Below are 13155 nucleotides of genomic sequence, written 5' to 3'. Positions count from 1 at the left end.
TGAATACAAAGGGATTCAATTAATATTCGCTCGTTTCTATTTCTTTGATTTTATTGAGGTTTTGAAAAACAGCTATGATGTAAGTTTTGACAGTGTCTTTTCGGTAGATGGTATAGAATTTCTCTTCCAAGATAAAGCTTTCAAATCCCGATTTGACAGCATTTTGAACTTCGGATTCCCTTGTGATATAGATTCCTGCAAATCCATATTTCTCAAACTGACTGATTCCTGGCCAAAGGTCAAATTGGTTTTTTCTTCTTCCCAGATTTATATTGAACGTTTGAGGGTTTCCTTGAGAATAAAATGCCATCTCGGAAGACGTGTGGTAACTGTCACTGAATATAAATGATTTCTCTAAATTCAGGCTGTCTTTAAGGAAGTCTATTCGTTCGCCCATTTGTCTATATCCAGCAAGCCTATTCATTGGGTCCTTTGAGGGTTTTAGGATTTTCTTAAATCCGACAGCATCAAACGGCGCAGGGAAAAATAATATCATCAACACAAAGCCAGTCAAAATACTCGAACCTAAAGCGTACTTCCTCCATGTTTGCGAAGCGCTATCCAAGTAATGCGCCATGATGATTGGAAGTGTCAGCATACCAAAGGCAGGCCAGTTAACATTCACATTTTTGAAAATTGACATCACGAGAAACAAGAGCCAAACTGCCAAAGTCGGTAGAACCAGGTACAATGCTCGTGGGTCTTTTTTGAATTCTATTTTCTTTAAACTTACCCAGAGGATAGGGATGAAAAACGGTGAGAGGAAACCTAACTGACCGCCGACATATTCCCCAATGTATTTGAATGATTGGGTAATGTTGAAGCTGCTTTTTTCACCTTCTACCCCTCCCAATGTCCCTACATGTTTGAAGGTCACAAAGTCATTTTGGAAGTTCCAAATGACAATCGGAATCAAAGAAAGGAACGAAACCAACACATATACCCAAGGGCCTTTGGTGAAGAATCTTTTGCGATCTGTCAATAGAATGTAGAGTGCCAAAATCGGTAATGTCAAAACCATGATGTTTTTGGAAAGAATACCAAAAACAGTTGCAAAACCAGCGAGAATCCACCAAGATAACTTATCTGATTGCCATGCTTTCCAAACCCAAAATAAAGCTAAGATCCAGAAAAAATACAAAGATGAATCCGTCGTGTGGAAAATAGAGCCAAGGTGGAAAAAAGGCATCACAGACAACATCATACTCGCCCAAAATGCAATTTTACCTTTTCGGTACATTGTCAATGCAAATTCAAAAACCACCCAAGCTGTAAGAAAGCTAAATAATACAGCATTGAATTTGATCGCAAATTCAGTATCTCCAAAAACAGATGTGCTCATAAAGTTGTAGACAGCGATCATTAGAGGTTTGGAGTAATAATTCCAATCTAGGTGTTTTGACCAAAGCCAATACTGTGCTTCTTCGGTAAATATGCTGTGATTTGAAAAATGAAAATAGACAAGTTTGAAAATAGCGATGATCGTCAATAGACTAAGCGTCAGCTTTCGATAGAAGGAGGGATTTTTCATTTGGTCAGCTTTGGACTGCAAATATGCTAAAAAATGAAGGCCTTTCCATGTTGGAAAGGCCTTTTATGTGTTTTTGGGGGATTATTGATTTGCTAAGACGACTTTCTCTTTGAATTTCTTAATCTGTCTTCTCAATCCTTCGACAGCTTCGTCCGCGGCGGCTTCGAAGGAGTCACTTTGGTTTTTTGCAAAAAGTTGTTTTCCCGGGACATTCAGTTTTATTTCGATGATCTTATTTGCGTTTTTTTCATTCTTGTCGAGTCTCATAAAAACTTCTCCGTCAATAATGCGATCGTAGAAGGTGTCTAGCTTATCTGCTTTTCTTTGAATGAAGTCTGTCAGCTTTTGATCGGCATCGAAATGGATAGAATGCATTTGAAGTTTCATAACGGTATTTGTTTATAGTTAAACTTATATTACGCTTTCGGATGTGCTTGTTCAAACACAGCCTTGAGTTTTTCCATGGAATTGTGGGTGTAAACCTGCGTCGCAGCCAAGTTGGCATGACCTAGAAGGTCTTTGACGGCGTTTAGATCAGCCCCTTTGTTCAGCAAATGAGTTGCAAAGGTATGTCTAAGTATATGTGGGCTTCTCTTCGAAGTCTGCGCAAAAAGATCTAAATAATGTCTTACGATGCGGTATATCTTCATAGGATATGCAGGTTCTTTTGTATTTGTAACGATAAAATAATCACTCTCGTCTAGAAAAGGAAATGTTTCTTCAAATACTTTTCTGTACGAAATTATATTCTTTTTTAGGTTCAAAGTGATTGGTATAATTCTTTCCTTTTTCCTTTTCCCAATCACCTTCACATAGTCTTCATGAAGGTTGATATCTTTCCATCTGAGTTCCAAAAGTTCAGATAATCGTACTCCTGTCAAGTATAAAAATTCCATGACCATCCGGTCTCTTTGCCCGTCAAAATCAAAATCATACATGTCCTGATCCATGATTTTTTCAATGGATTCTTCCTGTACAAATTCAGGAAGTCTTTTTGGGGTTTTTAGTGCTTTGAGCTTGTATGTAGGGTCTTTTTTGATTTCTCCAGATCTTAGTAGGAATTTGTAAAATGACCTTAGTGTGGCTATTTTTCTATTGATAGAAGTTGCGCTGAGGTTTTGTTCGACAAGATCGATTACCCATGCCCTCAATTCGGCATGCTCAGCGAAGCTTATGTCATCCTTTTCGAATGAAAGACTACAGAATTCCTGAAACTGCCCCAGATCCTTTTCATAGGCGATGACAGTGTGTTTGCTTGCCCTTTTTTCGTACTCTAAGAAATTGATGAAGGATTCTATCATGTATGATGTTTCTGATATTTCAAGTTAATTATTTTAAATGAAATATGGTAGAAATAGGCTTAATAAAATATGGTATAAATAGGGTTGAAATAGATACTCTGCTAGGGGCAAGATAATTGTGGATATTGGATATTAGTTGATATTGTAATGAATCTGAATTTATTGCTTAGCCACTTGCTTTCAAGGAGTAGTTTGCAACTACACCTTAGGTATTCTGATTTAGAAGATAGGATTTCTGTGAAAGTGGAATTTTAAATTTCTGGGATAAAAAAGCTTAGATTCAATCTAAGCTTAGTTAATTTCCGACTGAGTGTAGTTTGCAACTACACCTTAGGTGTTTTTATTTAGAGATAGGATTTCTGTGCAAGTGGAATTTTGAATTTCTGGGATAAAAAAACTTAGATTCAATCTAAGCTTAGTCAGTCTCCGACTGGGAGTAGTTTGCAACTACACTTTAGGTATTCTGATTTAGAAGATAGGATTACTGTGAAAGTGGAATTATAAATTCCTAGGATAAAAAAGCTTAGATGCAATCTAAGCTTAGTCCAGATCAGGAATTATCCTTATTTTTGGAGTGCTTCTATTGAGTTGTGGATCGCGTCCATTGATACTGCAAAAAAAAAAGCGCATCCACTTTCGGTAGATGCGCCAATTGAGTGTATCTCAAAAAGATAGCAAACAATAAATAATATTATTTAGCTTCTTCAGTTTGTAACATTTGCTTGTATGCAGCTTTGATTCTCTGCTCTCTGTTTTTTACAGAAGGTTTTACAAAATGTTGTCTTGCTCTAAGTTCTCTTACAGCACCTGTTCTATCAAATTTCTTTTTGAAACGCTTAAGCGCTTTCTCGATAGATTCATTTTCTTTTACGTTGACTATGATCATATGTTTACACCTCCTTTCAGGGTTGCAAAGGTAGGGAATTTATTTTGGTTTAAAAACTATTGGTTGGATATATATGCTTTGAGTGAATTTATATTTCTTATAGACCAAAAAGCCCGGCTATTGCCAGGCTTTTTGTAATTAGAATATAATTTTTATATGCTTAAAGTACTTTTTCAGCAAGGAGAACGATATTGTTGTCTTTTACTTCTACAACGCCACCATCTACTATCATGCTTTGCTTGCTATCATTTGTGGTAAAGGAAACAGTTCCTTTTGCCAAAGCAGAGACAAGCGGTGCGTGGTTTTTCAATACCTGAAAAGCACCATTTGCTCCTGGAAAGCTTGCCTCAGAGACTTCTCCCTGAAATACTTTTTTATCTGGTGTTACTATCTCTAGTTGCATCTTTGTTTTAGTTATTGAGTGAATAGTTATTGGGTTATTAGTAATGTTTTTTGCAAAGACTGATAACTAATAACTGATTTCTAGTCACTTATTTTACTTCAGCAAGCATTTTTTCACCTTTTGCGATGGCATCATCAATGCTACCTACCAAGTTGAATGCTGCTTCTGGCAAATGATCCAATTCACCATCCATGATCATATTGAATCCTTTGATGGTATCTTTGATATCAACCAACACACCTTTTAGACCAGTAAACTGCTCTGCTACGTGGAAAGGCTGAGACAAGAATCTCTGAACTCTTCTTGCTCTGTGTACGACCAACTTATCTTCTTCAGAAAGTTCTTCCATACCCAAGATTGCGATGATATCCTGAAGTTCTTTATATCTCTGTAAAATCTCTTTTACTCTCTGAGTACATCCGTAATGCTCTTCACCCAAGATCTCTGGAGAAAGGATTCTAGAAGTAGAATCCAAAGGATCCACAGCAGGATAAATACCCAATTCTGCAATCTTTCTAGAAAGTACAGTGGTAGCATCCAAGTGAGCGAAGGTCGTCGCTGGGGCTGGATCGGTCAAATCATCCGCAGGTACATATACTGCTTGTACAGATGTAATCGAACCATTCTTAGTAGAAGTAATACGCTCCTGCATGGTACCCATTTCAGTTGCCAATGTTGGCTGGTAACCTACCGCCGATGGCATACGTCCAAGAAGTGCAGACACTTCAGAACCTGCCTGTGTAAATCTAAAGATGTTATCAATGAAGAATAGGATGTCTTTACCTGCTCCATCACCTTCGCCATCTCTATAATATTCAGCCAAAGTCAATCCTGTCAAGGCTACTCTAGCACGGGCCCCAGGAGGCTCGTTCATTTGGCCAAAGACGAATGTTGCTTTAGACTCTTCCAATTTCTTCAAATCTACTTTGGATAGATCCCATCCACCTTCAGTTTCCAAAGAGTGAACGAAGTCCTCTCCATAAGTAACGATTCCTGATTCGATCATTTCCCTCAAAAGGTCATTACCTTCACGAGTTCTTTCACCTACACCAGCAAATACAGAAAGACCTGAATAAGCTTTTGCGATGTTGTTGATCAATTCTTGGATCAATACAGTTTTACCTACACCGGCACCACCAAAAAGACCAATTTTACCACCTTTTGCATAAGGCTCGATCAAGTCAATAACTTTGATCCCTGTATAAAGGACCTCTGTCGCAGTAGAAAGATCTTCAAACTTAGGAGCAGATCTGTGAATAGGAAGTCTTTTTCCTGCAGGAAGTTGTGGAAGACCATCGATAGCTTCTCCAACTACGTTGAAAAGACGACCTTTGATACCTTCACCTGTAGGAACAGAGATAGGTGCACCTAGATCGGTTGCTACCATGCCTCTTACCATTCCTTCTGAGGAATCCATTGCAATAGTTCTTACTCTGTCTTCACCCAAGTGCTGTTGAACTTCCAAGATTACTTTTTGACCGTTTTCTTTGGTTATTTCAAGTGCATCAAGGATATTAGGTAATTTACCTCCTTCAAAAGAGATATCCACTACTGGACCAATTACCTGAGTTATTTTACCAAGATTTGCCATTTTTATGTGTTGATGTAAAAAGGGAATGACGCTTTATTAATTCGAGTGCAAAATTAATTATAAAAGCTTAATACCAAAGGATGTTTGGAAATTAAATCGGGTTTTATTACCCTTTTTATTATAAACCTTATTTTTTCATACGAATACCACCTTTTTTGAAGGTGATCTTTTAAACAACGAGTAAAATTAAGTGCTTGAACTACTTTTAGCTGTCACTTTTCGTTGATTTGTGAAATTCATTTAAAAAACCCTTCTACCGAATAGATAAGCTTTTGACCAATATTTATTATTTAGATTATCCTCTGTCACCCCCAGTGAAGTGGAAGAGTGAATAAATAAAATCTGCCCCCTGTTGTTGCCAGTGACTATCCCTGCGTGGGTGACTTGTCTTTTTCTTTTTCCAGTGGCAAAAAATACAACATCACCTTTCTCCAATTTATTTCCAGAGATTTTCTTACCAATCTTGCTTTGATCAGCGGAGGTCCTGGGCATTGTAACCCCTACACTTGCAAATGAATGGAAAATCAAGGCAGAACAATCAATGCCAGAACGGGTCGTTCCACCATACCTGTATGGTGTTCCTCTGTACGATTTTGCTGTTTCGACTACTTGATTGATATTTTGTCTTCGGATTTTTTTGGTAGAAGAGCAAGAAGTTAATTGGATAGTTGATAAAATCAGTATAAAAATGAATAGATTTTTCGTTTGGTAAAATTTTCTTGTTTTTGTATTCATTTCTGCTGAAAACTATTTAAATTCAATTATACGTACCAATCTTAATGTTTCAAAGTCTTAACGTCAAGAAAACCTATAATTATGAAATGGAATGGAAGTTTTTTTCTGGTGATGATTGCTTTTTTATTCGCTTGCGAAGGTACTACGACAATTAAGAAAAAGTCGAAGAACAATTTTATTATTCATAATGAAAGTGTTTTTCAAGCTAGAAGTCTGAAAGGAGACTCCTTGTTTACAAAAATAGATTCGGGAGCTCAGAAAAAGCAAATAAATGATCTTTTAGAGGCTGAACGAGCATATCTGAATGAATCTACCCTCGATAATCTGATATGGATAGGAAGAAGAGAGGCTTACTTGGGAAGGTATGATTTGGCGATAAGGACTTTTACCAAAGCTGTATCAGAATATCCTGAGGCTTTCGAGCCATTGAGGCATCGAGGTCATAGATATCTCTCGATCAGAATGTTTGATGAAGCGATCCGGGATTTTGAAAAAGCTGCTATACTTATGAATGGTTCTGAGATTCAAATCGAACAAGATGGAATGCCTAACAAACTCAATATTCCACTGTCGAATGTACAGTTTAATGTTTGGTATCATTTAGGACTTGCTCATTATCTCAAAGGTAATTGGAATGATGCTTTGGAAGCTTATAAGAACTGTTTGGAAGTATCTATAAATGATGATCTCAGAATAGCTACGATGGACTGGTATTACATGACTTTGAGGAAAATGGGTAGGGAAAAGGAGGCAAAAGAGCTGATAAAACCAGTAAAAAATGATATGGATATTATCGAGAATGATGCCTATTTCAAAAGGATATTGATGTATAAAGGTGAAATCAATCCTGAGAAATTGCTGAATGTAGATGAAAATGCTTCCGATCAAAAACTTCAATATGTAACCCAAGGCTATGGTTTGGGGAATTATTATCTTACAAAAGGAGATACTGCAATGGCAAAATCAATATTTCAAAATGTAATAAATACTGGATATTGGTCTGCTTTTGGGTATATTGCATCAGAAATGGAACTGGCGAAATTGTAGTATGAGTAGAGAAGATTTCAAGACACTTACTTTGCAAAAGAAAATACAGAAACTGTATCTCGATGGAACGTTTGTCGTGGCCATTAGATACTATACACACAAGGTGAACCTGTATCTTTTAGGCAATGAATATGTGGAGGTTTTCTATAACCACAAGCAAGACAAGATAGACAAAATCGATTTTTTGAATAGAGAACATACCAGAATGAAGTTTTATCTTGATCAGATCAATCTTAAAATCGAACGTTAAGTACACTTGTCAAACTCTGGTATTTTAAGTTTGGCTGAACTAAAACTCCGCACCATCTACACCTCGGTTGTAAAAATTCTATCAAAAGAATTGAGTTACAAAAAGTTGTCAGAGCTTACTTTTTACCCAATAAAAGTAGCTTGTCGTGAATCTTTAGAACCTGCGGGATCAGAAGTTTATTGTCTATGTTTTTGATAACATAATCACTCAAATGAATTTTTTCCTCTTCGGGCATCTGTTGGTCGATGATAGTATTCAATTGTTCCTCGTTTCTATGAGGATCTCTCAAAAGCACTCTGTTGACTCTAACCCGAAGTGGAGAACTTACAGTAATTATCTTGTCTAAATCTTTGTATGATCCAGTTTCAAATAGTAAAGCCGCTTCTTTTAATACATATGGGCTTTCTTGAGATTTAGCCCATAGTTCGAAATCTGATTTGACAGCAGGATGTACAAGGCTGTTGATAGTTTTTGTGTTTTCCTTATTTCCAAAAACATTAGAAGCGATAAATTCCCTGTTCAAACTGCCGTCTTCATTGTATGAATTGATTCCAAAGGCATTTTGAATTTGGTTTTTGAGAGCAGTGTCTTTAGACATAAGCCATTTTGCACGGTCATCAGCATAGTAAATTGGAATTCCAAGAATAGAAAAAATCTTGGCAACTGTTGTTTTTCCAGAACCAATTCCTCCTGTTATACCTATCAAAAACGGTTTACTATTCATATCTCAACCTGAATATTGAAGGCTCCAATCGGACATTTTCTAAGATTGAAGGTCTAGGACTAACGACAACATTGATTGTAGAGTCTTCTCTGTTTCTATTATTGTAATTCAATACCGCCTCAAATTCAAACTTTTTGAGTTCCTCGACTTTTCTTTCGTCAATCAAATAATACATCATTATATTATTTGGTTCTTGAAGTAAGCTGACATTTTCGGGAAAGTTCGATTTATTGAGTTTAAGGCGCTTATTACCTTCCAAAAATTGGACAATATCGAACTTTACATGGACGCTCTCGTCTTGTAGCTGCAGGAAGCTCTCCAATTCACTTGGTATAGAGATTGGAATGATCTTGTTGAAATTCTTATTGATTTTGTCTTCGTTCAGCTTGATCTTCAGAGAACCATCTAGTTTTTCTAGTGCAGAAGTAGGTCCTTTCAAGTCAATTGTAGAAGGATCGATACTTATATCGCCGTCGATTCTGAAGTTGTTTGCCAATGCAAATGAAGATGAGTCTATTTCAACTTTGATTTTTCTCGTGACGATTTTATCAATTTTAAAATGTATTGTATCAGAAACCATGGATACGAGTGTCGTAGGGCTGATGTTTTCAGCGAGACTTCTCCTAACTTCAGAGGTTAAGATGTAGTTTTTTGTTGAGGGATTATTGATCTCAATCAAAAATGGATTTTCGTTGATGTTGAAATATTTCCTCAGCAAATCCCATCCATTTCCATTTATTTCGATTTTTACTTTTTTCGGAAGCTGTTCGACAGCCATGAATTCTTCCGTATCAAAAATAATATCTATAGGATAATCCACAACGGTGTTGTAATTGTCCTTGTTGAGGGCATTTAAAAACCAGAAAGTGGCAGCTGCAAGAAAACACAGGGCTACCACTTTCATGTTTGCAACTTTTCTAGGGTTGGCAGAAGAAAAGTATTTTTTCAGTTTTGTCAAGGGACAATTTATTTTGTTCCGTTTGCTCTTTTGGTGAAGTCCAATGAGATTGCGGACTTTTCAACTTTTATTTTGAAACCTTTGTCAAGGTCAAGGGTGATCGTGTCGCCATCAATGGAATATATTTTTCCATGTATGCCTCCTATAGTTACTACATTATCACCTTTTTTGATTTCTTCCAAGAAATTTTTAGCGTCTTTTTGTTTTTTCTGTTGTGGTCTGATCATGAAGAAATACATGATCAAAATAATGGATCCGAATAGAAAAACCTGACCCATGATGCCACTACCAGCACCTTCTGCTTGCAATAAAATAAAATTGTTCATAATTACTTTTTGACAGGACCTAATTGTCCCGCAGCACTTGCTGTTGTTTTTGGTGTTACATTTCCTTTAAGTCTCAATCTATTTACGCTTGGGCTAGTATTAGCCTGAATAGATACTGTCGGTGCTTGTGTACCTGGTTTGCCAGTTGAATTGAACGATACTTTGATGAATCCAGATTCACCTGGTTTTACAGGTGTTTTTGAATAATCAGGAGTGGTACATCCACAAGAGGCAGTTACATTTGAAATCACCAATGGTGCTTGACCTTCGTTGACAAAGTTGAATACATGATCCACAGTCTTTCCTTCTGCTATCGTGCCGAAATCAAATTCAACATCTTCAAACTTAAATTGACCTAAAGTGGAAGGATCGGCTGCTGTCGAAGTCTGTACATTGGTTGGTACTGCAGGAGCTTTCGTCTCTATTTGAGCGATTTTTTGCTCAAGCTCAGCAATTTTCTCTGATTGATCATTATTATCACAGCTAGAAACCGTAATGGCTCCTATAATCAACAATGCTGATAAATTTAAATACTTCATGGGTAATCGATTAATTTGCTTCTTGATTAATTTGTTCAATAAGTTTATTGACATCACTAAGAAGGTTTTCTGCTTTGTTTTTTGCATCAGTGATAACTCTATTGCCCTCTGACTTTGCTTCGTTGTGAGGCATGTTCTTACCTTCTTTCAGATCTCTTACAAGTTCTTCAAGTTCCTCTTTGTATCTAGATAATTTGTAAGACAATTTATCCCTGGTGTTTTTTCCTGAATCTGGGGCAAAAAGAACCCCCAAAGCTGCGCCCATTCCGGCTCCAACTATGAATGTGATCCAATTGTTAGTATTTTTGCTCATTGCTTTATTGTTATTTGTTATCCAAAAGACCTCGTCCACTTTTCTTGATTTCACCATTCTCCATCATCTCTTTTGAGAGTACATCCAATAAGCCGTTTACGAATTGCTTGCTTTTTGGTGTGCTGTAAGTCTTGGAAATATCGATGTATTCATTGATACTTACTTTGACAGGAATGCTTGGAAATTCTTTCATCTCTGTGATTGCCATAGACATGATGATTTTGTCTGTGAATGCAATCCTTTCGATATCCCAATTTTGTGTTTTTTTGGCGATCAACTCTTTGTTGATATCCTCATTTTCGATTGTCAAGTTAAAGATATTTTGGAAGAATTCCTTGTCGTCCTCCCAGTTCATGGCAATTTCGGGAAGTAATTCCGCACCTTCTTCAAGTTGTTCAAACACATTTTTGATCACTTTACCTGCAAGACTTCTTACGACAGATTTGTTTTCTGTCCAATTCATGTCTTTTTCTGAGAAGAAATTCAAGATCACTTCATTCTTGAAGATGATTTTCTTCAATATTGACTCCAAGATATTAAAATCATCCGCTCGACTTGGTTGATCGATCTTAATGTATTCTTGATATTGCTCAGAAGGCTTGATGTATTGTCTAAACCAATCTTTGATTTCCAATTCCAAATCATCCAACAATGCGTCATGGCGAATGATGGCGGTCTCGAATTCAGGTAAAGTCTTTAACTTTTCTAGAATAACGTTCTTTGCAAAGTTAAGTTCACCACTTGTAGAGACTACTTGATCTGCAGATAATTTTCTTTTTCTTTCAGCTTCATTTTTTACATGATCACCAAATGCAATCAGCAATTGGATGGAGTTAAGATAGAGCTGGGGAATAAGTTCAGCAGAACTGATCATGTTTTTCAGCAGAAAATCATAATCCTTTTCATTTGCTTTGTGGAAAGCATTGATCGCTTTGATGGCTTCTGATTTGATTTTGACGCTGACTTCTTGCTGGGATACAAGGGCTTTGCTATTTAGGTTTTTTGAAAAAAGTGAAACACAGATTTCAGCATCTTTTTTGAGCTGTACTTTATCCTGCGTCTCCATACTGTTTAAATCAGGAAGAAATGCTTCTTTTATTTGATCTTTGGCAAGATTGAAATTAGAGGCTTTGCACAACTCATATGCATAGAGATTTTGGAAAGCCTTAACTCTGAGTATTCTTCTGTTTAACATACCTAATTTTAAAGAACGTAAATATAAATAATTTAGACTAAGGTTTTGCGATGGACTCGTCTATTGCCATCAGATATTGTATAAATCCACCTGATAGAGGCTTTATCTCTCTGATCAGGTGGAATTTTTTTATTAAATTTTTAATAAGGAAGCTTAACTTTTCCTATTGCTTCGATTCTGCTCCAAGCCATTTCTATGGCAGCTTGCTGAGAAGGGATATTCTCTACTGCTGATTTGTCCAAGATAGCGGTTGTGATATCATAAATTTTCTCAGCATGCAAATACGTAGATTCTCTGTTGTATCCTCCCATAAATTCGGCACAAACATTTATCAAACCACCAGAATTGATCAAGAAATCAGGAGCGTAAATCACACCTCTTTCCAATAGGATCTTTCCATGCCTTTCTTCATCTTTCAATTGGTTGTTGGCTCCACCGGCTACGACTTTGCATTTCAACCTATCGATGGTATCGTCATTGATCGTCGCACCTAGCGCACAAGGCGAATAGATATCCATATCAAAATCATACACCATATTTGGATCAATTGGAGTTGCTCCAGTGGCTTTGGCTACTTCGATCAATTTGTCCTCGTAGATATCAGTAATAAAAACTTCAGCATTTTCTTTTGTCAAATGTGAAACCAAATACTTTCCTACTTGACCAATTCCTTGAACAAGAATTCTTTTTCCTGTCAATGAATCCGATCCATAAGCTTTTTTGGCTGCAGCTTTCATGCCCAAGTATGTTCCGTATGCAGTTACTGGAGAAGGGTCTCCACCGCCACCACGAACTTCAGGAAGTCCAGTAACATATTTTGTTTCCATTGCGATATATTCCATATCGCTGGTTTTCATGTTTACATCTTCAGCAGTTATGTATCTTCCACCAAGACTGTTTACAAATCTCCCGAATCTTCGAAGATAAGCTTCATTTTTTAGCTTTGGGTCACCAATGATTACCGCTTTTCCTCCGCCTAAGTTCAATCCTGAGATCGCAGCTTTGAAAGTCATGCCTCTAGAAAGTCTCAAGACATCCGTAATCGCTTCTGCCTCTGATGCATAATTCCACATCCTAGTTCCTCCCAGTGCAGGGCCAAGGACAGTGTTGTGAATACCAATTATTGCCTTTAGGCCTGTTGGCTCATCATAGCAGATGACCAATTGCTCATGACCTAAGGAAGTGATCTGTCCGTAGATTGATCCTTCTCTTACTTTTTCCCCAGTATTAATCTCTACCATTTGAACTTGGAAATTTATATTGTGTTATATTTGGGATTGATGTGACGTAAAACTCCGGTGCAAAATTATATATTTTTCTCGGGCTTTACCAATGCAATTAAAAGAGTTAAATAAA

16 protein-coding genes are annotated in these 13155 nt (G+C 36.9%); 2 read left to right on the top strand and 14 right to left on the bottom strand.

What is annotated here, in order from left to right:
- Nucleotides 1–19: 19 nt before the first annotated feature.
- The 7 genes from MM213_RS07485 to MM213_RS07455 form a co-directional block, all read right to left on the bottom strand.
- Nucleotides 20–1531 carry an ArnT family glycosyltransferase gene (locus tag MM213_RS07485; RefSeq protein ID WP_241410969.1) on the bottom strand — a complete coding sequence of 504 codons (1512 nt, stop codon included), beginning with the start codon at nucleotides 1529–1531 and terminating at the stop codon, nucleotides 20–22.
- 81 nt (nucleotides 1532–1612) lie between these two features.
- Nucleotides 1613–1918, bottom strand: a complete 306-nt coding sequence (gene hpf / locus MM213_RS07480) for a ribosome hibernation-promoting factor, HPF/YfiA family (protein WP_241274043.1) — start codon at nucleotides 1916–1918, stop codon at nucleotides 1613–1615.
- A 29-nt stretch (nucleotides 1919–1947) separates the two neighbouring features.
- Nucleotides 1948–2832 carry a tyrosine-type recombinase/integrase gene (locus MM213_RS07475; RefSeq protein ID WP_241410967.1) on the bottom strand — a complete coding sequence of 295 codons (885 nt, stop codon included), beginning with the start codon at nucleotides 2830–2832 and terminating at the stop codon, nucleotides 1948–1950.
- A 691-nt stretch (nucleotides 2833–3523) separates the two neighbouring features.
- Entirely contained in the window at nucleotides 3524–3718 is a 195-nt protein-coding gene (gene rpsU, locus MM213_RS07470) for a 30S ribosomal protein S21 (RefSeq protein ID WP_241274045.1), read from the bottom strand.
- A gap of 160 nt (nucleotides 3719–3878) precedes the next feature.
- Complete coding sequence (gene atpC, locus MM213_RS07465; protein WP_241410965.1) at nucleotides 3879–4121, bottom strand: ATP synthase F1 subunit epsilon; 243 nt, start codon at nucleotides 4119–4121, stop codon at nucleotides 3879–3881.
- Between the two features lie 88 nt (nucleotides 4122–4209).
- On the bottom strand, nucleotides 4210–5712 hold the full coding sequence (atpD, locus tag MM213_RS07460; protein WP_241410963.1) for a F0F1 ATP synthase subunit beta: 1503 nt from the start codon (nucleotides 5710–5712) through the stop codon (nucleotides 4210–4212).
- Nucleotides 5713–5952: 240 nt separating this feature from the next.
- Nucleotides 5953–6447, bottom strand: a complete 495-nt coding sequence (locus MM213_RS07455) for a C40 family peptidase (RefSeq protein ID WP_241410961.1) — start codon at nucleotides 6445–6447, stop codon at nucleotides 5953–5955.
- Nucleotides 6448–6528: 81 nt separating this feature from the next.
- On the opposite strand from MM213_RS07455, the gene MM213_RS07450 reads away from it, so the two are divergent.
- On the top strand, nucleotides 6529–7494 hold the full coding sequence (locus tag MM213_RS07450; RefSeq protein WP_241410959.1) for a tetratricopeptide repeat protein: 966 nt from the start codon (nucleotides 6529–6531) through the stop codon (nucleotides 7492–7494).
- Nucleotide 7495: 1 nt separating this feature from the next.
- On the top strand, nucleotides 7496–7744 hold the full coding sequence (locus tag MM213_RS07445) for a hypothetical protein (RefSeq protein ID WP_241410957.1): 249 nt from the start codon (nucleotides 7496–7498) through the stop codon (nucleotides 7742–7744).
- Between the two features lie 115 nt (nucleotides 7745–7859).
- On the opposite strand, the gene coaE is transcribed toward MM213_RS07445, so the two are convergent.
- The 7 genes from coaE to MM213_RS07410 form a co-directional block, all read right to left on the bottom strand.
- Nucleotides 7860–8468, bottom strand: coding sequence for a dephospho-CoA kinase (coaE, locus tag MM213_RS07440; protein WP_241410955.1), 609 nt, complete (start codon nucleotides 8466–8468; stop codon nucleotides 7860–7862).
- Complete coding sequence (locus MM213_RS07435; RefSeq protein WP_241410953.1) at nucleotides 8461–9426, bottom strand: YbbR-like domain-containing protein; 966 nt, start codon at nucleotides 9424–9426, stop codon at nucleotides 8461–8463. Before MM213_RS07435 ends, coaE begins: the two co-directional genes overlap by 8 nt.
- 8 nt (nucleotides 9427–9434) lie before the next feature.
- Complete coding sequence (yajC, locus tag MM213_RS07430; RefSeq protein WP_241410951.1) at nucleotides 9435–9752, bottom strand: preprotein translocase subunit YajC; 318 nt, start codon at nucleotides 9750–9752, stop codon at nucleotides 9435–9437.
- A 2-nt stretch (nucleotides 9753–9754) separates the two neighbouring features.
- On the bottom strand, nucleotides 9755–10291 hold the full coding sequence (locus MM213_RS07425) for a DUF1573 domain-containing protein (RefSeq protein ID WP_241410949.1): 537 nt from the start codon (nucleotides 10289–10291) through the stop codon (nucleotides 9755–9757).
- Nucleotides 10292–10301: 10 nt separating this feature from the next.
- Nucleotides 10302–10604, bottom strand: coding sequence for a YtxH domain-containing protein (locus MM213_RS07420; RefSeq protein ID WP_241410947.1), 303 nt, complete (start codon nucleotides 10602–10604; stop codon nucleotides 10302–10304).
- A 10-nt stretch (nucleotides 10605–10614) separates the two neighbouring features.
- Nucleotides 10615–11799, bottom strand: a complete 1185-nt coding sequence (gene nusB, locus MM213_RS07415) for a transcription antitermination factor NusB (protein ID WP_241410945.1) — start codon at nucleotides 11797–11799, stop codon at nucleotides 10615–10617.
- Between the two features lie 140 nt (nucleotides 11800–11939).
- Entirely contained in the window at nucleotides 11940–13040 is a 1101-nt protein-coding gene (locus MM213_RS07410) for a Glu/Leu/Phe/Val family dehydrogenase (RefSeq protein ID WP_241410943.1), read from the bottom strand.
- Nucleotides 13041–13155 lie beyond the last annotated feature (115 nt).

The sequence above is a fragment of the Belliella alkalica genome, assembly GCF_022549785.1.
In the GTDB taxonomy this organism is placed as follows: domain Bacteria; phylum Bacteroidota; class Bacteroidia; order Cytophagales; family Cyclobacteriaceae; genus Belliella; species Belliella alkalica.
This window is presented reverse-complemented; position numbering and strand designations above follow the sequence as displayed.

What these genes read in the sequence shown, in the direction of transcription:
- MM213_RS07485 (WP_241410969.1), bottom strand. Translation starts at nt 1,531, where the DNA reads ATGAAAAATCCCTCCTTCTATCGAAAGCTGACGCTTAGTCTATTGACG.
- hpf (WP_241274043.1), bottom strand. Translation starts at nt 1,918, where the DNA reads ATGAAACTTCAAATGCATTCTATCCATTTCGATGCCGATCAAAAGCTG.
- MM213_RS07475 (WP_241410967.1), bottom strand. Translation starts at nt 2,832, where the DNA reads ATGATAGAATCCTTCATCAATTTCTTAGAGTACGAAAAAAGGGCAAGC.
- rpsU (WP_241274045.1), bottom strand. Translation starts at nt 3,718, where the DNA reads ATGATCATAGTCAACGTAAAAGAAAATGAATCTATCGAGAAAGCGCTT.
- atpC (WP_241410965.1), bottom strand. Translation starts at nt 4,121, where the DNA reads ATGCAACTAGAGATAGTAACACCAGATAAAAAAGTATTTCAGGGAGAA.
- atpD (WP_241410963.1), bottom strand. Translation starts at nt 5,712, where the DNA reads ATGGCAAATCTTGGTAAAATAACTCAGGTAATTGGTCCAGTAGTGGAT.
- MM213_RS07455 (WP_241410961.1), bottom strand. Translation starts at nt 6,447, where the DNA reads ATGAATACAAAAACAAGAAAATTTTACCAAACGAAAAATCTATTCATT.
- MM213_RS07450 (WP_241410959.1), top strand. Translation starts at nt 6,529, where the DNA reads ATGAAATGGAATGGAAGTTTTTTTCTGGTGATGATTGCTTTTTTATTC.
- MM213_RS07445 (WP_241410957.1), top strand. Translation starts at nt 7,496, where the DNA reads ATGAGTAGAGAAGATTTCAAGACACTTACTTTGCAAAAGAAAATACAG.
- coaE (WP_241410955.1), bottom strand. Translation starts at nt 8,468, where the DNA reads ATGAATAGTAAACCGTTTTTGATAGGTATAACAGGAGGAATTGGTTCT.
- yajC (WP_241410951.1), bottom strand. Translation starts at nt 9,752, where the DNA reads ATGAACAATTTTATTTTATTGCAAGCAGAAGGTGCTGGTAGTGGCATC.
- MM213_RS07425 (WP_241410949.1), bottom strand. Translation starts at nt 10,291, where the DNA reads ATGAAGTATTTAAATTTATCAGCATTGTTGATTATAGGAGCCATTACG.
- MM213_RS07420 (WP_241410947.1), bottom strand. Translation starts at nt 10,604, where the DNA reads ATGAGCAAAAATACTAACAATTGGATCACATTCATAGTTGGAGCCGGA.
- nusB (WP_241410945.1), bottom strand. Translation starts at nt 11,799, where the DNA reads ATGTTAAACAGAAGAATACTCAGAGTTAAGGCTTTCCAAAATCTCTAT.
- MM213_RS07410 (WP_241410943.1), bottom strand. Translation starts at nt 13,040, where the DNA reads ATGGTAGAGATTAATACTGGGGAAAAAGTAAGAGAAGGATCAATCTAC.